Source organism: Staphylococcus sp. FSL W8-1268 (assembly GCF_038003965.1).
In the GTDB taxonomy this organism is placed as follows: Bacteria; Bacillota; Bacilli; order Staphylococcales; family Staphylococcaceae; genus Staphylococcus; species Staphylococcus hominis.
In genome coordinates this window covers 2,203,440-2,223,817 of record NZ_JBBOQE010000001.1, presented here as the reverse complement: position 1 = coordinate 2,223,817, position 20,378 = coordinate 2,203,440, and the positions used below count along the sequence as shown (strand labels likewise).

At 32.8% G+C, this 20,378-nt stretch carries 21 protein-coding genes; 11 read left to right on the top strand and 10 right to left on the bottom strand.

Annotated elements, in window-relative coordinates:
* Nucleotides 1–48: 48 nt before the first annotated feature.
* The 5 genes from NST64_RS11265 to NST64_RS11245 form a co-directional block, all read right to left on the bottom strand.
* Nucleotides 49–795, bottom strand: coding sequence for a cyclase family protein (locus tag NST64_RS11265; RefSeq protein ID WP_002454540.1), 747 nt, complete (start codon nt 793–795; stop codon nt 49–51).
* 78 nt (nt 796–873) lie between these two features.
* Nucleotides 874–3,120, bottom strand: a complete 2,247-nt coding sequence (metE, locus tag NST64_RS11260) for a 5-methyltetrahydropteroyltriglutamate--homocysteine S-methyltransferase (protein ID WP_107632231.1) — start codon at nt 3,118–3,120, stop codon at nt 874–876.
* Nucleotides 3,117–4,955: a bifunctional homocysteine S-methyltransferase/methylenetetrahydrofolate reductase gene (locus tag NST64_RS11255; protein ID WP_002488116.1), complete on the bottom strand. Its 1,839-nt coding sequence runs from the start codon at nt 4,953–4,955 to the stop codon at nt 3,117–3,119. Before NST64_RS11255 ends, metE begins: the two co-directional genes overlap by 4 nt.
* Complete coding sequence (metC, locus tag NST64_RS11250; RefSeq protein WP_049418766.1) at nt 4,909–6,084, bottom strand: cystathionine beta-lyase MetC; 1,176 nt, start codon at nt 6,082–6,084, stop codon at nt 4,909–4,911. The genes NST64_RS11255 and metC overlap by 47 nt, the downstream gene beginning before the upstream one ends.
* The gene (locus NST64_RS11245; protein ID WP_107632229.1) at nt 6,081–7,184 is read right to left on the bottom strand and encodes a PLP-dependent transferase; all 1,104 of its coding nucleotides are present in this window, start codon (nt 7,182–7,184) and stop codon (nt 6,081–6,083) included. The genes metC and NST64_RS11245 overlap by 4 nt, the downstream gene beginning before the upstream one ends.
* 683 nt (nt 7,185–7,867) lie before the next feature.
* On the opposite strand from NST64_RS11245, the gene NST64_RS11240 reads away from it, so the two are divergent.
* From NST64_RS11240 to ychF, 4 genes are all read left to right on the top strand, one after another.
* Nucleotides 7,868–8,692: a ParB/RepB/Spo0J family partition protein gene (locus NST64_RS11240; RefSeq protein WP_002448017.1), complete on the top strand. Its 825-nt coding sequence runs from the start codon at nt 7,868–7,870 to the stop codon at nt 8,690–8,692.
* A gap of 130 nt (nt 8,693–8,822) precedes the next feature.
* A complete protein-coding gene (locus NST64_RS11235) occupies nt 8,823–9,701 on the top strand; it encodes a mechanosensitive ion channel family protein (RefSeq protein ID WP_002448012.1) in 879 nt (292 codons plus the stop codon).
* Nucleotides 9,702–9,721: 20 nt separating this feature from the next.
* Nucleotides 9,722–9,925, top strand: a complete 204-nt coding sequence (locus NST64_RS11230; RefSeq protein ID WP_002448008.1) for a DUF951 domain-containing protein — start codon at nt 9,722–9,724, stop codon at nt 9,923–9,925.
* A gap of 11 nt (nt 9,926–9,936) precedes the next feature.
* The gene (gene ychF / locus NST64_RS11225) at nt 9,937–11,034 is read left to right on the top strand and encodes a redox-regulated ATPase YchF (RefSeq protein WP_340731177.1); all 1,098 of its coding nucleotides are present in this window, start codon (nt 9,937–9,939) and stop codon (nt 11,032–11,034) included.
* 68 nt (nt 11,035–11,102) lie between these two features.
* Here the strand turns inward: ychF and NST64_RS11220 are convergent, their stop codons facing one another.
* The gene (locus tag NST64_RS11220; protein WP_340731176.1) at nt 11,103–11,288 is read right to left on the bottom strand and encodes a hypothetical protein; all 186 of its coding nucleotides are present in this window, start codon (nt 11,286–11,288) and stop codon (nt 11,103–11,105) included.
* A 247-nt stretch (nt 11,289–11,535) separates the two neighbouring features.
* Here NST64_RS11220 and rpsF point away from each other — a divergent pair, with 247 nt between their 5' ends.
* From rpsF to NST64_RS11190, 6 genes are all read left to right on the top strand, one after another.
* Nucleotides 11,536–11,832 (top strand): 30S ribosomal protein S6, encoded by a 297-nt coding sequence (gene rpsF / locus NST64_RS11215; protein ID WP_002447961.1) that lies wholly within the window; start codon nt 11,536–11,538, stop codon nt 11,830–11,832.
* A 21-nt stretch (nt 11,833–11,853) separates the two neighbouring features.
* A complete protein-coding gene (gene ssb, locus NST64_RS11210; protein WP_107632227.1) occupies nt 11,854–12,375 on the top strand; it encodes a single-stranded DNA-binding protein in 522 nt (173 codons plus the stop codon).
* Nucleotides 12,376–12,416: 41 nt separating this feature from the next.
* Nucleotides 12,417–12,659: a 30S ribosomal protein S18 gene (gene rpsR, locus NST64_RS11205; protein WP_002447994.1), complete on the top strand. Its 243-nt coding sequence runs from the start codon at nt 12,417–12,419 to the stop codon at nt 12,657–12,659.
* Nucleotides 12,660–12,841: 182 nt separating this feature from the next.
* Nucleotides 12,842–13,786, top strand: coding sequence for a hypothetical protein (locus tag NST64_RS11200; RefSeq protein WP_049418757.1), 945 nt, complete (start codon nt 12,842–12,844; stop codon nt 13,784–13,786).
* 281 nt (nt 13,787–14,067) lie between these two features.
* A complete protein-coding gene (locus NST64_RS11195; RefSeq protein WP_002447983.1) occupies nt 14,068–14,316 on the top strand; it encodes a GlsB/YeaQ/YmgE family stress response membrane protein in 249 nt (82 codons plus the stop codon).
* A gap of 278 nt (nt 14,317–14,594) precedes the next feature.
* Nucleotides 14,595–15,173 (top strand): histidine phosphatase family protein, encoded by a 579-nt coding sequence (locus NST64_RS11190; protein ID WP_002454530.1) that lies wholly within the window; start codon nt 14,595–14,597, stop codon nt 15,171–15,173.
* Nucleotides 15,174–15,270: 97 nt separating this feature from the next.
* Here NST64_RS11190 and NST64_RS11185 read toward each other — a convergent pair whose 3' ends face one another.
* From NST64_RS11185 to NST64_RS11170, 4 genes are all read right to left on the bottom strand, one after another.
* On the bottom strand, nt 15,271–15,900 hold the full coding sequence (locus NST64_RS11185) for an NDxxF motif lipoprotein (RefSeq protein WP_002447997.1): 630 nt from the start codon (nt 15,898–15,900) through the stop codon (nt 15,271–15,273).
* A 248-nt stretch (nt 15,901–16,148) separates the two neighbouring features.
* On the bottom strand, nt 16,149–17,672 hold the full coding sequence (gene ahpF, locus NST64_RS11180) for an alkyl hydroperoxide reductase subunit F (RefSeq protein ID WP_002447993.1): 1,524 nt from the start codon (nt 17,670–17,672) through the stop codon (nt 16,149–16,151).
* 14 nt (nt 17,673–17,686) lie between these two features.
* Nucleotides 17,687–18,256, bottom strand: coding sequence for an alkyl hydroperoxide reductase subunit C (gene ahpC / locus NST64_RS11175; RefSeq protein ID WP_002447989.1), 570 nt, complete (start codon nt 18,254–18,256; stop codon nt 17,687–17,689).
* 403 nt (nt 18,257–18,659) lie between these two features.
* Entirely contained in the window at nt 18,660–19,439 is a 780-nt protein-coding gene (locus NST64_RS11170) for a 2-keto-4-pentenoate hydratase (RefSeq protein ID WP_049418754.1), read from the bottom strand.
* A 155-nt stretch (nt 19,440–19,594) separates the two neighbouring features.
* Here NST64_RS11170 and NST64_RS11165 point away from each other — a divergent pair, with 155 nt between their 5' ends.
* Entirely contained in the window at nt 19,595–20,350 is a 756-nt protein-coding gene (locus tag NST64_RS11165) for an NADPH-dependent oxidoreductase (RefSeq protein WP_002454528.1), read from the top strand.
* The last annotated feature ends 28 nt before the right edge of the window (nt 20,351–20,378 follow it).

The following is a 20,378-nucleotide window of genomic DNA, read 5'->3' as shown; positions in this document are numbered from 1 at the left end:
TAGGAAAGTGATAAATTTGATCGCTCATTATCAACATATCACTTATATTTAAGATGGTTTGATAGCAAATGCACGGACTGGGAAACCTGGTGCATCTTTTGGTTTGGGACTAATTGCATAAATGACTGCGCCGCGCGTAGGCAATTGGTCTAGGTTTGTTAAGAGTTCAAGTTGGAAGGTATCTTGTCCAAGTATATAACGTTCTCCAACAATATCGCCATTTTTAGCTGTATCTACTGACGCATCTGTATCGAATGTTTCATGACCAATCGATTTTACACCGCGTTCTTCAATTAAGAATTTTAAAGCATCTAGTCCCCAACCTGGTAAATGTTGGTTACCATCAGTATCTCTATTTTCGAATTGTTCAATATCTGGCCAACGTTTTGACCAATCTGTACGTAAAGCGACAAAGGTACCTTCTTCAATGCGCCCATTCTCCGCTTCCCACTGTTCTAAATATTGGCGTGTCACGATAAAGTCATCATTATTTTTTACTTCTTTTGAATAATCTAACACGATAAGTGGTAAGACTAATTCTTTTAAATCAAGATCCTCAAGATAACGTTTATTCTCTACAAAATGTATCGGTGCGTCAATGTGTGTGCCGTATTGTGTAACGATATTCCAACGTTGTACATAAAAGCCATGTTCTTTGACTGTAAATAATGTGGATACTTGACCTTTTTCAAATTCACTAAATCGTGGAATGTCTGGATCGAAAGTATGGGTTAAATCTACCCACTCTGCTGTTTTTAATTGTTGTAATTGGTCCCACAATGGATAATTTGTCATATATTTCACCTCGAAAGTTTAATATAAGAATAAAATAGGGAGAAAACTCAATTTCTCCCTCACATGTTTATCTGTATCTTATGCGACAGGTTTATTTTTTTCTTCACGTTTTTTACGAACAGTATTTACAAGTACTGTTAAGGCATCTTTCACTTCGTCTTCTTTACGTGTTTTTAGACCACAGTCAGGGTTAACCCAGAATAAAGAACGGTCGATTTGTTGTAAAGAACGATCAATTGCTGTTGCAATTTCTTCTTCAGTAGGAATACGTGGACTATGAATATCATATACACCTAATCCAATACCTAAATCATAGTTAATATCTTCAAAGTCTTTGATTAAATCACCATGGCTACGTGATGTTTCAATTGAAATAACATCTGCATCTAAGTCATGAATTGCATGGATGATTTGACCAAATTGAGAATAACACATATGCGTATGAATTTGTGTTTCATCTTGGACTGAAGAGGTTGCAAGTTTAAATGAATTTACCGCATCAGCAAGGTATTGTTCATGGTATTCAGAACGTAATGGTAAGCCTTCACGTAATGCTGGTTCATCTACTTGAATGACTCTAATACCTGCTTCTTCAAGTGCTAATACTTCTTCGTCAATAGCTAAGGCAATTTGATCTTGAACGACTTTACGAGGAACGTCTACACGTTCGAATGACCAGTTTAAGATAGTGACTGGACCAGTTAACATACCTTTCACAGGTTTATCAGTTAAGCTTTGTGCATAAACAGTTTCTTTAACTGTTAAAGGTGCAGTCCATTTTACATCTCCATAAATAACTGGTGGTTTTACAGCACGTGAACCATAAGATTGAACCCATCCAAATTTTGTGACTAAGAAACCTTGAAGTTTTTCACCGAAGAATTCAACCATGTCATTACGTTCGAATTCACCGTGTACAAGTACATCTAAGCCAATCTCTTCTTGGATTTTAATCCAACGTGCGATTTCATTTTCTAAGAAGTTGTTATATTCTTCGTCTGAAATTCGATTATTTTTCCAGTCTGCACGGTATTTACGTACTTCTCTTGTTTGAGGGAATGAGCCGATCGTTGTTGTTGGTAAATCTGGTAAATGTAAACGAGCGTCTTGTGCTTTTTTACGGTCTTTAAAAGCAGATTTACGACTGGTTGGTACGCTATCAAAATCATATTCAAGGTTTTTGAATGATTGACTTTGGAATCGTTCATAGCGTGCTTTTAACTCATCATATTTTTTACTATCATTATTATTAAATAATCGACGTAATGCATCTAACTCATCTAATTTTTCAGTAGCAAAGCTTAAGCCTTCTTCAATTGATGTATCTAATGTTTCATCATCTAATGATACCGGAACGTGTAATAATGAAGATGATGGTTGAATTACAATTGCTTTAGCATAAGGTTGTAAAGTTTCGATTAATTCTTTTTTCGCTTCAATATCTGCAGCCCAAACATTACGACCGTCAATAATACCAGCATATAATGTTTTAGATTTATCGAAATCTCCTGCTTTAATTTGTTCTAAGTTATAACCATGATCATGAACAAAATCTAAACCAAGACCAGCCACTGGTAAACGGCTTAAGAATTTGACATTCACGCGTTCAAAATAGGTTTGTATGACTAATTTTTCTCCTAGACCAGCATCAGCAAAGTAGTCATAAGCCTCTTTAGTAATATTTTCATAATTTTCACTTTCATCTGTTACAAGAACAGGTTCATCGACTTGAATGTATTCAACACCTGCATCTACTAAAGATTGTAATACTTCTTTATATAATGGAAGTAATGTTTGAACTTTCTCTTCAAAAGACTGACTACCGCCTTTAGAAAGTTTCACAAAAGTGATTGGGCCAACAATGACAGGATGTGCATTTACATTAATTGATTTAGCATAGTTAAAACGGTCTAATAATATATTGCGATTCACCTTAGGTTCAACATTATCCCATTCAGGAACAATATAGTGATAGTTTGTGTTAAACCATTTGATTAATGCACTTGCAACATGTTCTTTATTACCACGTGCAATATCAAACAATAAATCATCATCTACTGTACGTCCTTGGAAACGTTCAGGAATAATGTTGAAAAGTAATGATGTATCAAGAATATGGTCATATAATGAGAAATCACCAACAGGTACACTGTCTAAATTATAATTCTTTTGAAGTAATAAATTTTCTTTATGTAAGTCTGTTAATGTTTGATCTAATTCAGTTTTATCGATTTTTTTAGCCCAATAGCTTTCGATTGCTTTTTTCCATTCTCTTTTTCTACCTAATCTTGGGAATCCTAAGTTTGAAGTTTTAATTGTTGTCATGATATTGCCTCCTTGTTTTGGGTAATTGCTTTAGAATATGCTGCGAGCTCTAATGAATAATCAATACGTTGGAAAGGTGTAATGAGATATAAACCATTAAAGTATTCATGTACCGTATCGATTAATTCTTTAGACAGTCTCAAACTTAATTCTTTTGTTTTTTCTTTATCATCTTTTACTGCTTTAAATTGATTTAATACATCTTCAGACATTTTAATTCCAGGCACTTCGTTATGTAAGAAAAGTGCGTTATTGTAGCTTGCAATAGGCATGATACCGATAAAAAGTGGGGTATCAAGATGTTTAGTTGCTTCATATACCTCTTTGATTTTTTCTTTACTATATACAGGTTGGGTAATAAAGTAACTCATACCTGCCGCTACTTTTTTCTCAAGACGTTTAACTGCTCCGTCTAATTTACGAACGTTTGGATCGAATGCTCCGGCGATGTTAAAGTTGGTATGTTTCTTCAGCGCATCACCATCAACATTAATACCTTGATTAAATCGTAGTGCAAGTTCTGTTAGGCCTTTTGAGTTAACATCATACACATTTGTTGCGCCTGGTAGATGACCTACTTTTGAAGGGTCTCCTGTAATGGCTAAAATTTCACTCACACCGATGAGTGAAAGGCCAAGTAGATGAGATTGTAAACCAATTAGATTACGATCTCGACATGTGATATGAACAAGAGGTTCAATCTCATATCGTTGTTTGATTAAACTTGCAGCAGCAATGTTGCTGACTCTTACAGTAGCGAGAGAGTTATCTGCGAGTGTTACTGCATCAATATTTGCTTCATCTAGCTTACCTATATTCTCAAAGAACAATTCTGTATCGAGATGCTTTGGAGTGTCTAATTCAACAATCACAGTAGGTCTTTGTTTTACTTTTGAGGTTAAATTTTGTTTTAATGTACGTTTTGCATTTGTATTAATTGTTCGATGAATTGGAATAACTTTTTTAGTTTTAATTGGTTTTAAATGTTTTACAGATTCTTTAATGTAAGAGATATGTTCCGGTGTAGTACCACAACAACCACCAATTAAACGAACGCCTTCGTTAATTAATTCTTGTGCAACATCACCAAAATATTTAGCATTGTCACTATATTTAAATTCACTATTTTCAATATCGAGTAGGCTCGCATTAGGATAACATGAGAGATAGGCATGTTCTGGTAGTTCGATATGTGAAAATGAGCGTTGCATGTGATGTGGGCCATGGTGACAATTTAAGCCCACCACATTTGCGCCACATTCAATGAGATGTTTTAACGCCTCGTTAATTTCTGTACCGTCAACGAGATAATTCGTATTGGAAGCGGTCAGTTGTGCGATAATTGGAATATCGTACTTTTGACGTGTCGCTGTTATCACACTCGTTAATTCATCTAAATCGTAGTAGGTTTCAAATAGTAAACCATCTACACCTTCTTCAATTAAAGTATCAATTTGATTGTCTGTATGATATTGAATAGTAGAAAGCGATAAGTCTTCTTGTTTTATTCCTCTGAAGCCACCCACCGTTCCTAAGATAAATGTCTCTTTATTGGCTGCGCGTTTTGCAATTTGTACAGCGGCTTTATGAATTTCTTTTACTTTATGCTCTAAGCCAAATACTTTTAATTTTTCAAAGTTAGCGCCATACGTATTTGTCTGAATGACATCAGCTCCTGCTTCTATATATGAACGATGAATACGTTCAACTTTATTGGGATGTGTAAGATTGTATGCTTCAGGACAAGTATCTAGGCCCTCGGAATAGAGGATTGTTCCCATTGCGCCATCAGCTACTAAAACGTTGTTCTTCAAATGATTCAATAATCGACTCATTAAATGCCTCCTTCAATGCGTAGTCAATATCAGCTATGAGTTCTTCAGGTTGTTCAAGACCTACGCTTAGACGGAATAGACCAAATGTAATGCCACGTTCGTTTCTCACTTCTTCTGGAACAGCTGCATGAGACATTGTGGCTGGATGTGAGAGAATCGTTTCTACTCCTCCTAAACTTACCGATACAAGTGGTAAAGTTAGCGCATCTACAAATGCTTGAGCTTTTGTTTCATCTTTTAGACGAAATCCAATGACTGCACCGCCACTTTTAGCTTGTGATAAATGTAAATCACTATTTCCCGGATAATATACTTCAGCAACTTCATCTCTTTGACTTAAAAAGTCTACAAGTTTTTCAGCATTCGATGTAGATTGTCTAAAACGAACAGGTAATGTTTTTAAATGTTTGGCTAAAGTCCAACTATCATGTGCAGATAAGGCAGTTCCTGTTCCATTTTGGAGTAGGTAAAGTGCTTCAGCGACGTCTTTGCGATTTGTAATAGCAGCGCCAGCAATAATATCACTATGTCCACCTAAGAATTTTGTTGCAGAATGAACCACTATATCAGCACCAAGTGCAAGTGGAGATTGACCTAATGGAGTCATAAATGTATTATCTACTGCTAAAAGTAAATCATGTTTTTTAGCGATATGAGCAACTGCTTTAATATCAGTGATTTTAAAGCATGGATTTGATGGTGTTTCTATATAAATTAATTTTGTATTAGGTTGAATGGCCTGTTCAATTTCTTCAGGATGAGTCGCATTTACCGTCGTAAATTTAATATTAAAACGATTTAAAATACGTTCAGTTAGTCTAAATGTTCCACCATACACATCATCTGGTAAAATGACATGATCTTCAGCTTGTAATGTGAGTAAAACAGCTGATATTGCTGCAATACCTGAAGCATAAGCAAATCCATATTGACCGCCTTCAAGTTTAGCTAATTTTTCTTCTAATAATTGACGATTAGGATTACCACTTCTGGCATAATCAAATTTTGCGTTACCACCAAGTACTTTTTGATGGAAAGTTGAAGAATCATATAATGGTGGGTTTGCTGAATCGTAATTTACACCTCTATGTTCATCAAATATCACTTCTGTTTCTTTAGATAAGCTCATGAAATCACTCCTACTTTAGAATTTTCTAATGCTTGAATAATATCTGCTTCAATATCCTTATAATCTTCAATACCAATGGATAAGCGAATTAAATGTTCATCAATACCTCGTTTGTCTTTTTCATCATCTGGCATGTCGACGTGTGTTTGTGTATATGGGAAAGTAATAAAGGTTTCAGTTCCTCCTAAACTTTCTGCAAAAATACAAATTTCTAAATTTTCTAAAAATTTAGCTACGCTATAAGCCTTATTAAGACGTAAACTTAACATACCTGTTTTTCCACTATAGAGTACTTCATCAATAGAATCGGATGTTTCACAACGTCTTGCGAGACGACGTGCATTGTCTTGAGATCGTTCTATTCTGAGATGTAGTGTCTTCAAACCTCTTTGGAGCAAGTAACAATCAAGTGGAGACAATGTGGCGCCAATCATATTGTGAAATTGACCTAATTGTTCAGCAAGCGTGTCATCTTTAACTGTCACTACGCCTGCAAGTACATCATTATGACCACCTATATATTTTGTAGCTGAGTGTAAAACAATGTCAGCACCTTGTTCTAAAGGTGTTGATAAGTATGGAGTTAAAAACGTGTTATCAATGATTGTTAATAGATGATGTTTTTTACTTAGAACATAATAGGGTTCTACATCAATTTGAATCATTTGAGGATTCGAAATTGGTTCGATAAAGAGTGCTTTTGTATGTTTATTTATACTGTTTTCGACTTCTTCATAATTTAAAAAATCAACGTATTTAAAATGAATACCGTATTGTTGTTCATAATAATCAAATAATCTAAATGTTCCTCCATATAAATCAAACGCTACTAAAATTTCATCACCAGGTTTAAATAAGTTACAAATAAGTTGAACTGCTGCCATACCACTTGACGTTGCAAATGAAGCTGCACCCCCTTCTAATTTGGCAAATGCTTCTTCAAATGAAGAGCGGGTTGGGTTTTTCGTTCGTGTGTAATCATATCCTGTAGACTGACCTAGGTGAGGATGTTGATATGCCGTCGATAAGTAAATGGGGTTAGCAATTGCGCCAGTCAAATCCTTTGTTAATGAAATTTGTGCTAATTGAGTATCTTTCATTTCAAATCCTCCTATCATTTTCTAAATAAAAAAAGCTTCCGTCCTTTAAACCCGATATGTATCGGATGTAAAGGACGAAAGCTTGTTTCGTGGTACCACCTTTGTTTGCTACTTTATTGCTAAAGTAACCTCAAACAGTACGCCATTATGTTTTAGGAGTACTTGAAAAAGTGACACACATTATCGTAAATGATCAGATATATCTGTAATAAAAAACTCATTTAACTTTTGAAGATAAATGAGTATTAACGATAATTTAGTGACGCCGGTGATTCCAGTACGCCATTAAACAATAAATGTTAATACTGTATCGCTATAACGGGCGAACCCGTTGATACCTCATATTGGCATCAACACTCAAAGGCCATTTTCAAACTTTCTTTCAATGTCTCTTCTCAGCTTACAAGACTCTCTGTATCCGCAGTGTAAGTTTTACTTTCCTTATTACCGTGTGTAATTTGTGTTTTTTTAAGTTAATTCATAGCTTACAGACATAAATTACATTTGTCAACAACTTTTCTGAAAATTATGATTAAATAATAAATTCAGAAAGTGCCTGAATGATTGATATATATACTTTCTATCTAGTAAATTTTTTTCTTAAAAAAGTTTATAAGACTTGTAGATATAACACGCTTTTTTTAAAATTAAGTAATGACTTTAAAGACAAGGGAGGACTATGCATGAACAACATTGAAGATCAACGTGTTCAATTAAATAATGATGAACACGTACAACATATTAAAATTTCAAGTATTAAAGCTAATCCCTATCAACCTAGAAAAACATTTGATGAGGAGAAACTTCAAGATTTAGCAGAGTCTATAACAACTCATGGTATACTTCAACCTATTGTTTTAAGAAAAACGATCAATGGATATTATATTGTTGTAGGAGAACGACGTTTTCGAGCTTCTAAATTAGCTGGGTTAGAGGAAGTTCCTGCAATTGTAAAATCCCTTTCTGATTCTGACATGATGGAATTAGCCATTATAGAAAATTTACAAAGAGAAGATTTAAATGCAATTGAAGAAGCTGAAAGTTATCAACGATTAATGAATGATCTTGGTCTGACACAACAAAAAGTTGCTGAAAGGTTAGGAAAATCACGACCTTACATTGCTAATATGCTAAGATTACTAAATTTACCCTCTGATATTGCTAAGCTTGTAAGAGAGAATCGCATGTCAGGTGCCCATGGACGTACTTTACTTGCATTAAAAGATGTAAATACGATGAAACGTATAGGTAAACAAGCAATCAAAGAGGGGTGGAGTGTACGTTATTTAGAAAAAGTTGTTTCTGAAATCCAAGACGGTGGGCAGTCTAAAAAAGAAAAATTAAATACTCCAAGTAAACCCAAATTCATACAGAAACAAGAACGTGCGCTTAAGGAAAAATTTGGAACTCATATAGATATATCTGTATCTAAAAATGTTGGGAAAATTGTGTTTGAGTTTAAATCCGAGGCTGAGTTTAGACGTATTATAGATAAACTTAATGAATAATATCCTATTAATAAAATAAAAAAGAAAATGATAAATCAAAAGACTGATACAATTTTAGAAGAAATTTTGTATAATAAATAAATTGGAATATAAATTTAAGGTGGACTAAATAGAAAAGGAGGGGGCTATTATGAATCAATTGAAGAACGTGTTAACATCGCTATTTAAACCATTAACAGAACCCGAAGTATACACAAATTTAGCAACTAAATTAGCAATGGTTATTATTTATATTTTAGTAGGCTTAATTGTAATTGGAATTATTAATAAAGCGATAGAAGAAGCATTTAAATTTCAAAATAAAAGTAATAGAGGAAATAAAAAACGCTCTAAAACGCTCGTGTCCCTTATCAAAAATGTTGTAAGATACATTGTGTGGTTTATCGTACTCACAACAGTATTAAGTAAGTTCGGAATTAGCGTAAATGGGATTATCGCCAGCGCCGGTGTTGTAGGTATCGCTGTTGGTTTTGGAGCCCAGACTATAGTCAAAGATATTATTACTGGATTTTTCATTATTTTTGAAAATCAGTTTGATGTAGGTGATTATGTTAAAATTAATAGCGGTGGTACTACAGTTGCTGAAGGAACTGTAAAATCTATAGGATTGAGATCAACGCGTATTAATACCATCACTGGGGAGTTAACTATTTTACCAAATGGTAGTATGGGTGAGATTACTAACTATTCTATTACTAATGGTACGTCAATTGTAGAAATTCCAGTCTCAGTTGATGAAAATTTAGATAAAGTTGAAAAGAAATTAAATAAATTATTTACAGCAATGCGTAGTAAATACTACTTATTCATTACTGATCCAGTCGTTTTAGGAATTGATGGGTTAGATGAAACAAAAGTGATCATAAGAATATCAGCAGAAACTATTCCTGGAGAAGGTGCTTCAGGTTCTAGAATTTTACGCAAAGAAATTCAAAAAATGTTTGTACAAGAAGGTATTAAATTGCCACAACCCATGTACGTAAGAAATACTGATAAACAAGACGCTTAATAAATGTTGGGGGTAATGTTGTGACACCAAAATATGGTATAAATGATATAGTAGAAATGAAAAAACAACATGCTTGTGGAACAAATCGATTTAAAATTATTCGCATGGGTGCGGATATACGAATTAAATGTGAAAATTGTCAAAGAAGTATTATGATTCCACGACAAGTGTTTGATAAAAAAATAAAAAAAATATTAGTATCTCATCAAGATACAGAAAGTTAGGAGAATGATTCATGGCTTTAACAGCAGGTATCGTAGGTTTGCCTAATGTTGGTAAATCTACTCTATTTAATGCAATTACAAAAGCAGGTGCGCTCGCTGCGAACTATCCTTTCGCTACAATCGACCCGAATGTTGGGATTGTAGAAGTACCAGATACACGTTTAAATAAATTAACAGAAATGGTAGAACCTAAGAAAACAATTCCTACTACTTTCGAATTCACAGATATTGCAGGTATTGTTAAAGGTGCTTCAAAAGGTGAAGGTTTAGGAAATAAATTCTTATCACATATTCGTGAAGTAGACGCTATTTGTCAGGTAGTACGTGCTTTCGATGATGAAAATGTGACACACGTCGCTGGTCGTGTAAATCCATTAGATGATATTGAAGTCATTAATATGGAACTTGTTTTAGCTGATTTAGAATCAGTAGAGAAACGTTTGCCTCGAATTGAAAAAATGGCACGTCAAAAAGATAAAACAGCAGAAATGGAGTTCCGCATTTTATCTAGAATAAAAGAAGCGTTAGAAGAAGAAAATCCAGTTCGTAGTTTAGATTTTAATGAAGAAGATCAAAAATATGTAAATCAAGCTCAATTATTAACATCTAAAAAAATGTTATATATTGCAAACGTTGGCGAAGATGAAATTGGTGACGATGAAAATGATAAAGTGAAAACCATTCGTGAGTACGCAGCTAAAGAAGATTCTGAAGTTATCGTCATTAGTGCAAAAATTGAGGAAGAAATTGCAACACTTGATGATGAAGACAAGGAAATGTTTTTAGAAGACTTAGGTATTGAAGAACCAGGCCTCGATCGTCTTATCAGAACAACATATGATTTGTTAGGATTATCTACTTACTTTACAGCAGGTGTTCAAGAAGTACGTGCTTGGACATTTAGACAAGGGATGACGGCACCACAATGTGCAGGTATCATTCATACAGACTTCGAACGTGGTTTTATTCGTGCCGAAGTAACAAGTTATGACGACTATGTTGAGCATGGTGGCGAGCAAGGTGCGAAAGAAGCAGGTAAACAACGTTTAGAAGGTAAAGATTATATTATGAAAGATGGAGATATTGTTCACTTCCGATTTAATGTATAGGAATATAAAAAGCGCGACATCTGTTTATTATAGATGTCGCGCTTTAGTTATATCATTATGGTTATATCTTAAAAAAACGGTATAACTTTACTTGCTTTAATAATATCTTTGGTGCTAAAAAACTGTTTACCTTCTCCAGTATATGCTGGCTCAAGAATCATATTAGCTTTTGCACAGTATAGCCACTCTGGATTGATACCGCAATTTAAGATTTCTTGAAACTCTTGAAAATCTTTATTCCAATCTAAATGCATAGTTACACCTCAAGGATATTATAGGATATCAGTTCTCTTTTGAAAAGATATGTTTAAAGTTTGAATATAAATTTATAGGCCAATACGATAAATCTTATCCACTTTCAGACAAAATATTTCAAATAATATTTATTGTAAAAAGTAATCACCTATGCTATAATTTTTGATTGTGAGTAATGAAAATTATTCCTTGCCTATTGATAGGATTCGATAGGCCGCATAGACCACAAGGAGGTGCAATTATAAAATGAGAACATATGAAATTATGTATGTCGTACGTCCTAACATTGAAGAAGATGCTAAAAAAGCAGTTGTTGAACGCTTTAACGGTATCTTAGCTTCAGAAGGATCAGAAGTTTTAGAAGAGAAAGACTGGGGTAAACGCCGTCTTGCTTACGAAATTGAAGATTTCAAAGAAGGCTTCTACTTCATCGTACGCATTAAAACAGATAATAACAGAGCTACAGACGAATTCCAACGTTTAGCTAAAATCAATGACGATATTATCCGTTATATCGTTATCCGTGAAGACCAAGATAAGTAATAATTAAATGGGGGCGTTGAAATGATAAATCGAGTTGTATTAGTAGGTCGTTTAACTAAGGATCCAGAATACAGAAGTACTCCCTCAGGCGTAAGTGTAGCGACATTTACTCTAGCAGTTAACCGTACTTTCACGAATGCTCAAGGGGAACGCGAAGCTGACTTTATTAACGTTGTTGTATTTAGAAGACAAGCAGAAAACGTAAATAACTATCTTTCAAAAGGTAGTTTAGCTGGCGTTGATGGTCGCATACAATCACGCAGTTATGAAAATCAAGAAGGTCGTCGTATATTTGTCACTGAAGTTGTAGCGGATAGTGTTCAATTCCTTGAACCTAAAAATGCACAAGGTGGACAACGTCATCAAGGAAATAATGATTTCCAAGATTATGGCCAAGGATTTGGTGGTTCACAATCAGGACAAAATACATCTTATAATAATAATAATAATAACAATCGTGCATCAAACAATAATCAATCAGATAACCCATTTGCAAATGCAAATGGTCCAATTGATATTAGTGATGATGACTTACCATTCTAACGAAAGAATGAGATTAAAAATATAAAAGGAGGTAATTAACCATGGCAGGTGGACCAAGAAGAGGCGGACGTCGTCGTAAAAAAGTATGCTATTTCACAGCAAATGGTATTACACATATTGACTATAAAGACACTGAATTATTAAAACGTTTTATCTCAGAACGCGGTAAAATTTTACCACGTCGTGTAACTGGTACTTCAGCTAAATATCAACGTATGTTGACTACAGCTATTAAACGTGCTCGTCATATGGCTTTATTACCATATGTTAAAGATGAAAACTAATATATAATTAGTGTAAACCCCGTAAGCTCAAGGCTTACGGGGTTATTTTTATGTCGTAGTAATAAAAAATGGATAGATTATACACCTTAAGTTGATTTTAAAATGTATTGCGTAATATCTTTAATGTATGCAATATAAAATGTTATCATTAAAAGAGACATACATAAGGAGTTATGATGATAATGAGAGGAAAATATTTATTAGCAGGTATTGTTGCATCTACTTTATTTTTGGGTGCTTGTGATTTAAATATTCATTTACCAGGTGGAAATAATGATAGTTCAGAGGATAAGCAAAAAACTGAGAAGAATGATCATAAAAATAAAACACCTAATAATTCAAATAAAAACAATAATACTAATAATGATAAGACTATAGATTCATCAGACACACAGCAAAATAATAGTGATGAAAATACTAATTATAATCAAACTGAAGATATTCAATCCAATGATAATAAGAGTATTCAGTCATCCGAACAGAATACTCAAAACCAATCTGAAAACGGAAGCAATGAAAATAATGAAACGTCTACGAATGAAAGTCATTCAACTAGTGACAATCAATCAAATGATTCTTCGAATAAAGAACTTACACCGAAGCAAGCAGAGGATGTTGTCTATGATTGGTATAAAAATCAAGGATTTGGAAATCGTTTAAGAAATGAATTTAATTACAATCCTAGTAAAAGTACTAACGAGATGTATTATATAGATTATGCAGCAAGTGACGCATATGGTACTGGAACACCTTATGTAGCCATTGTAGATAAACATACAGGTAGTATTGTTGATAATTATAATAATATGACAGATGAAGAAAAAGCTAAAAGAAAACAAATGAATGAAAGTAAATTAGAACAAAGTAACCGACAACGAAACAATGATGTACAAAATAATGAAACAAAGAATGATAATGAAACACAACATACATCGTCTAATGAAGAAAATCAAAATAGTGCACAATCTGAAACTCAAAATGATGTCCAGACATCGAATCAATCCGAGAACAATGATTCAACTTCAACAGACACTTCTACACAAACTAAAGAAAAACCCACAACTTCTCAAACAAATCGTAATGAACAAGCACAACCAAATCATCAAAGTACAAATACCGAAGAATAAAAACAAAGGAACAAGATATTATATTCAACATGAATATATCTTGTTCCTTTAAAGTTGTTTATAATGTTTAGCAAGTATTTTATATAAAAATAGTTGCTATTTTTTAATAGTCTTATATTTTTAATCATCAATTGAATAAATACTAATCAAATATATAGGTATTATTATTTAGTTATTTTTGTTATAAAAAATAACTTATTTTAATAATTATGTTTATAAAATTTAAATAGGTGGTATGAATAAGAAGTAAACAAAATAAAACTATAAGGAGTAATCTAACTATGGGCTTTATTATTATGATAATAGTTGGTGGATTAATCGGTTGGATTGCTGGCATGATTATGGGTAAAGATATCCCTGGTGGTATCTTAGGTAATATCATTGCTGGTTTAATCGGTTCATTCATCGGAAGTAAATTGTTAGGTACTTGGGGTCCTGTTTGGGGCGGAGTACCAATCTTCCCAGCATTAATCGGTGCAATTATTCTTATTTTTATTGTTTCTTTAATTTTAAAAGCAATCAAAAAATAGGTATAGCATTTTAAAGGGGACTACGTTATGTAGTGCTCTTTTTTTATTTATTAAACTAAAAAAAGAGGATGACGTCGGGTTAAGGCGTCATCCAGGAGTATTATGTTCATGAATATAAAAGACTTGTAGTTATTAAATAACTACATATTAATAGTATCATGCAATATAAATAATAACAATCATAAAAATGTATATTATTTAAAAATATATCATTTATATGATTAGTAGACTTCATTCATTTATTATTTAATATAATAAATTGAAATAGGAGGTAAAACATGAATTTATATCTTATTCGACATGGTGAATCACAGTCTAATTACGATAATAAGTACAATCGAGCATATTATTGTGGTCAGTTAGACGTTCCTTTAACTGAAAAGGGCGTTGAAAGCGCAAAACAATTAAAGCCATATTTTTATAATATAAAAATCAATGATGTGTATGTATCTGATTTAACAAGAACGAAAGAAACATATCAATATATCTTCCCTTACGATACCCCAACTACAGTCACATCATTATTACGTGAACGTTCATTGGGTCTATTTGAAGGTCAATTTAAGGATAAACTTATGAAAAACAATATGTATCATCGTTATTTTCATGATCCAAATTATAAAGATTTTCGACATAGCTTTATTCAAAAAGCACCTGAAGGGGAAAGTTATAATGATGTTTATTATAGAGTGAAACAGTTTTTCGAAACGATTCATATTCAAGACGATTACACGATAGTCATTATTGCACATCAAGTTGTGATTCGTTGTATTATGGTTTACTTTGGCTATATAAATAAAGAAGAAGCATTAATTAAAGTAATTGAAAATTGTAAGCCATATCTCATTGAATTATAAAAAAATCTGAGACATCATTTATCGTCTCAGATTTTTTATATATGGGACATCACCATTAATGGACTGGGAAAACATATTCAAATGGATACTCCCTATTCTATTTATCAAAAACGTTTGTTTTGATATCTTTCTTATTTAAGAAAGATTTGATTTTATTTTGTTGGTTGCCATTTACATCTCCAGCATAATGAGTAGGAACATCTACAATGTTAATTGTATTTTGAGGTTGATAATTCAGTTGTTCGATACTTTCATCAACATTTGCAATTGTACTATTCAAAGCATGAAAGTACTTAATAATACGATTTACATTATCTTTATAGCCGTCTGGCAATGTGTTATTTTCAACATATTTTTTAAAGTGTAAGTCATTTTTAACAGCAATATTAGATAAATGACTAAGTTTTTTAGCTTGTTTATCAGTGATTTTTGTTTGTCCTGAACTTTGACGATCGATTTTACTTTGCATTATATATTTATTGTCTAAAATATCACTATTAACATCTAGATATTTTTTGATTGCTTTGTTCATTTCATCTTCAGTAAGCTTTTGATGAGATTTATTCGATGTAAAAATATCATTTTCAGTTAAGTTTTTAGCATGTTTCGGTGCATTAACACCGTTACTTTGATTATGATTGTCTTCATTATTATCATTATTAGGTGCACACGCACTTAACATTAATAACAGGGCTAAAAAACTACTAATAACCATACTCTTTTTCATAGACTTCAATAATCTCCTTTATTAGTAAACATTTCTATTTAAGAATAATAATAGAGTATCACTTATAGAAACAGAATTGAATGTTTAAGACATAAAATTAATATAAATCTATGAACAAATTGTGGCAATAGCATTAAAAAAGTAAATTAAAAAAGCAGAGTCGTTAATAAAATGACTCTGCTTAAAATGAAGATATTTGATAGGTTAAGTTCTAAGTTTTACTTTCATATAGAAAGTTAAATTTTAAATTAATTTCTAATAATATAATCAAATGCACTCAATGCTGCGTTAGCACCTGAACCCATTGATATAATGATTTGTTTATATTTTTGGTCAGTAACGTCACCAGCAGCAAAAATACCAGGAACGTTTGTGTTATTTTCACGATCCACAACGACTTCTCCACGGTTATTTAACTCTACTGCGTCACCAATCCATTTTGTATTTGGCACAAGGCCAATTTGTACAAAGATACCATCTAAGCTTAATTCTTTCATTTCACCAGATGACATATCTTCATAGCTTAAACCAGTAACATGATCTTCACCTAGAACTTCAGCAGTTCTAGCATTTGTGTGAATATCAACATTAGGGAAAGAACGTAAACGTTCTTGTAACACTGTATCCGCTTTTAGTTCTGGAGCGAATTCAAATAGTGTCACGTGTTTAACTATTCCTGCTAAATCGATAGCTGCTTCAACACCAGAGTTACCACCGCCGATAACTGCAACGTTTTTATTTTCAAATAAAGGTCCGTCACAGTGAGGACAGAAAGCCACACCTTTATTGATTAAGCGATCTTCACCAGGAATATTTAATTTACGCCAGCTTGCACCAGTTGAAATAATAGCAGTTTTACTTTCAAGAACTGCATCATTTTCTAAAGTTACTCGGATAGCTTTATCAGTTTTTTCAATTTTAGTTGCACGAATACCAGTCATAGCATCAATATCATATTCTTCGATATGTGCAGCTAAATTAGAAGAGAATTCTGATCCAGTGGTTTGTTTAACAGTAATAAAGTTTTCAATGCCAGCTGTATCGTTAACTTGACCACCGATTCTATCTGCAACAATACCAGTGCGTAAACCTTTACGCGCAGTATAAATTGCAGCACTACCACTTGCTGGCCCACCACCGATGATTAATACATCGTATGGATCTTTATCTTCGTATTCTGAAGCATCTTGTGTACTGCCAAGTTTAGATAAAATATCAGAAATTGTCATACGACCATTACCGAATTCTTCACCATCTAAAAATACAGCAGGAACTGCCATGATATCCTTAGATTCTTCACGGAATACAGCACCATCAATCATTGTATGAGTGATATTTGGATTAATTACACTCATTAAATTTAATGCTTGAACTACATCTGGACATTTTTGACAAGTTAAACTTACATAAGTCTCAAAATTGTAGTTGCCTTCAAGACCTTTAATTTGATCAATGATTGCTTGTTTTTCTTTAGGCGCACGACCACTTACTTGTAAAATAGCAAGCACAAGTGAATTGAACTCATGACCTAAAGGAATACCAGCAAATGTGATACCAGTATCTTCTTCAGGTTTACTTACTTGGAAACTTGGTGTGCGTTTTAATTCTTTTTCAACGATTGTAATATGATCTGTCATCTCAGCGATTTCATCTAATAAATCTTTTAATTCTTTAGATTTATCATCAGAGCCAATACTTGCTCTAAATTCTACATCGCCTTCCATAAGTTGTAATAATTGTTGTAATTGTTGTTTTAAATCAGCATTCAGCATACTTAAATGCCTCCTTAAATTTTACCTACTAAGTCTAATCCTGGTTGTAATGATTCAGAACCTTCTTCCCATTTTGCTGGGCAAACTTCACCTGGATGTTGACGTACGTATTGTGCGGCTTTAATTTTATTTACTAATGTACTTGCATCACGGCCAATACCATCTGCATTAATTTCTGCTGCTTGAACTACACCATCAGGGTCAACGATAAATGTACCACGTTGTGCCAAACCTGCTTCTTCATCTAATACATCGAAGTTACGAGTGATGATTTGAGAAGGGTCACCAATCATAGTGTATTGGATTTTGCTGATTGCGTCTGAATGATCGTGCCAAGCTTTGTGTACGAAATGAGTATCAGTTGAAACTGAAAATACATTAACACCTAAATCTTGTAATTGGCTATATTGGTTTTGTAAATCTTCTAATTCAGTTGGACATACGAAAGAGAAGTCAGCTGGATAGAAGCAAACAACGCTCCAAGAACCTTTTAAATCATCTTGGCTTACTTCTTTGAATTCATCATTTTTAGGATCATATGCTTGAGCTGTGAAAGGTAAGATTTCTTTATTGATTAAAGACATAACTTAAATTCCTCCTGATTTATCGAATATTAAATTAGAACTACATAATAATCATTGCTTATTTATAATAATTCTAATCTCTTGATTAATATTATTACATGTAGATTTTATTTCGTCAACATAATACACTTAAAAGTAAGAAAAACAATATAAAGCACTGATATAACAAGGTTCATATAAAATATATTAACTTTTTTAAGATATTGTGAGGATTATTTTTTTTAATTAAAAAATGTAAATTGTAAATAAAAACACATCTTTTCGCTTAAATATATTCTCAACTAAAGGATAGTATTTGATAATGGGAATCAAACATAATAGATTAAAACTCTCTCCAAGTTACGCTTTGAAACATATAAATTTGAAGAGAGCATCAAGTATTTTTAATATTATTTTATTAAAATCAGTCTTTGACTTCTACTTTTACGCTTCCTACTTTCTCGTATTCAGCAATATAAATACCTTTTTCTAAATGTAGTGGTGAAATAAATGTACCTGAAGAAATAAATTGACCTTTTTCTAAACGTTTTCCATGTGAATGTAATTTTTTATTTAACCATTTTATAGATTCAATAGGATTTCCTAGTACGTCACTAGAGTGTCCTGTTTCAATTTCTTGATCATTTTTAAATAACTTTAAGTTAATATCAGCAAATGATTTGTAATCAAGAGGTGTTACTCTTTTTCCAACCACAATTAAACCTGTTGCAGTATTATCTGAAATTAAATCTGATAAAGCAAAGTTAGGGAACCAATCTTTATAACGTGCGTCAGGAATTTCAATACCTGGAGCTACTTTTACACTTTCTAAGATGGTTTGAACATCGGCATTCTCTGGTAAGTCTGCAGTTAATTCAAAAATAAGTTCAGGTTCAAGTAATGGATCAAATAATGTTGATAATGAGATAGAGTTATCCCCCTCGACGACTTGAGTAGATAAAATAGTACCGTACGCAGGCTCATTTGTATTGGCAATGGCTTGAGTGGCGGCACTTGTCATACTTACTTTGTAACCTTTAATTTCTGATTTTTGCTTATTTTTTAATTGATTAATGAGATCATCTTGTGTGTGATAGGCTTCTAACTCATTTAGTTCAAAAGAGGAACTGATAAAATTAATCGGTTTTTTTGATGTAAAAGCTTGATATAAGGCTGTTGAAACTTCTTTGTTAGCGTGAGTCATAGTATCTCTCCTTTGATATCTGAAAATTGTCATTATTATGATAACTTTAATTGGTTTAGCATGCAAATCTTAATTTAAAATAAAGGGCAATTTTGAAGAAAAATAAAATATAAATTGTTAATATATATTCAGTAATTAAAAAAGGAGTGGACTTAATGTCAGATTATGTTTACGAATTAGCTAAAAAACATCATTCAGTTCGAAGATTTAAAGATCAACCTTTAAGTGAAGGTGTTGTTAGAAAGTTAGTTGAAGCTGGACAAAGTGCTTCAACATCTAGTTATTTACAAACGTATTCTATTATTGGAGTAGAAGATCCAGAAATTAAAGCACAACTCAAAGAAGTATCAGGGCAACAATATGTGGTAGACAATGGCTATTTATTTGTATTTGTTTTAGATTATTATCGTCACAATCTTATTAATGAAGATGTAGAACAACATATGGAGACGTCATTTGAGTCGGCTGAGGGCTTATTAGTTGGTGCCATCGATGTTGCATTAGTATCAGAAAATATTGCTTTAGCAGCTGAAGATATGGGCTATGGCATTGTATACTTAGGTTCGCTTCGCAATGATGTCGGGCGTGTACGTGAGATTTTAGACTTACCTGAATATGCCTTCCCTTTATTTGGTATGGCTGTAGGAGAGCCAGCTGAGGATGAAAATGGATCACCAAAACCACGTTTACCTTTTGAACATATCTTCCATAAAAATGTCTATAATAGCAATAAAGCACACCAAAAAGAAACATTAAACGCTTATGATCAAATGGTGAGTAAATACTATCAAGACCGTACAAATGGTGTAAGAAATGAAACTTGGTCTCAACAAGTTGCTGGATTTTTAAGTGGGAAAGCACGATTAGATATGTTAGAGCAATTAAATAAAGCTGGACTAATGAAAAGATAAAATAAAACCGAAAAAAGAGAGGCAGAAT

Coding starts and splice junctions, on each gene's coding strand:
- metC (WP_049418766.1), bottom strand. CDS start 6,084: ATGAGCTTATCTAAAGAAACAGAAGTGATATTTGATGAACATAGAGGT.
- NST64_RS11235 (WP_002448012.1), top strand. CDS start 8,823: ATGAATCAATTGAAGAACGTGTTAACATCGCTATTTAAACCATTAACA.
- NST64_RS11220 (WP_340731176.1), bottom strand. CDS start 11,288: ATGCATTTAGATTGGAATAAAGATTTTCAAGAGTTTCAAGAAATCTTA.
- rpsF (WP_002447961.1), top strand. CDS start 11,536: ATGAGAACATATGAAATTATGTATGTCGTACGTCCTAACATTGAAGAA.
- NST64_RS11240 (WP_002448017.1), top strand. CDS start 7,868: ATGAACAACATTGAAGATCAACGTGTTCAATTAAATAATGATGAACAC.
- NST64_RS11195 (WP_002447983.1), top strand. CDS start 14,068: ATGGGCTTTATTATTATGATAATAGTTGGTGGATTAATCGGTTGGATT.
- ssb (WP_107632227.1), top strand. CDS start 11,854: ATGATAAATCGAGTTGTATTAGTAGGTCGTTTAACTAAGGATCCAGAA.
- NST64_RS11190 (WP_002454530.1), top strand. CDS start 14,595: ATGAATTTATATCTTATTCGACATGGTGAATCACAGTCTAATTACGAT.
- NST64_RS11245 (WP_107632229.1), bottom strand. CDS start 7,184: ATGAAAGATACTCAATTAGCACAAATTTCATTAACAAAGGATTTGACT.
- metE (WP_107632231.1), bottom strand. CDS start 3,120: ATGACAACAATTAAAACTTCAAACTTAGGATTCCCAAGATTAGGTAGA.
- ychF (WP_340731177.1), top strand. CDS start 9,937: ATGGCTTTAACAGCAGGTATCGTAGGTTTGCCTAATGTTGGTAAATCT.
- NST64_RS11170 (WP_049418754.1), bottom strand. CDS start 19,439: ATGACTCACGCTAACAAAGAAGTTTCAACAGCCTTATATCAAGCTTTT.
- rpsR (WP_002447994.1), top strand. CDS start 12,417: ATGGCAGGTGGACCAAGAAGAGGCGGACGTCGTCGTAAAAAAGTATGC.
- NST64_RS11265 (WP_002454540.1), bottom strand. CDS start 795: ATGACAAATTATCCATTGTGGGACCAATTACAACAATTAAAAACAGCA.
- NST64_RS11255 (WP_002488116.1), bottom strand. CDS start 4,955: ATGAGTCGATTATTGAATCATTTGAAGAACAACGTTTTAGTAGCTGAT.
- ahpC (WP_002447989.1), bottom strand. CDS start 18,256: ATGTCTTTAATCAATAAAGAAATCTTACCTTTCACAGCTCAAGCATAT.
- ahpF (WP_002447993.1), bottom strand. CDS start 17,672: ATGCTGAATGCTGATTTAAAACAACAATTACAACAATTATTACAACTT.
- NST64_RS11185 (WP_002447997.1), bottom strand. CDS start 15,900: ATGAAAAAGAGTATGGTTATTAGTAGTTTTTTAGCCCTGTTATTAATG.
- NST64_RS11165 (WP_002454528.1), top strand. CDS start 19,595: ATGTCAGATTATGTTTACGAATTAGCTAAAAAACATCATTCAGTTCGA.
- NST64_RS11200 (WP_049418757.1), top strand. CDS start 12,842: ATGAGAGGAAAATATTTATTAGCAGGTATTGTTGCATCTACTTTATTT.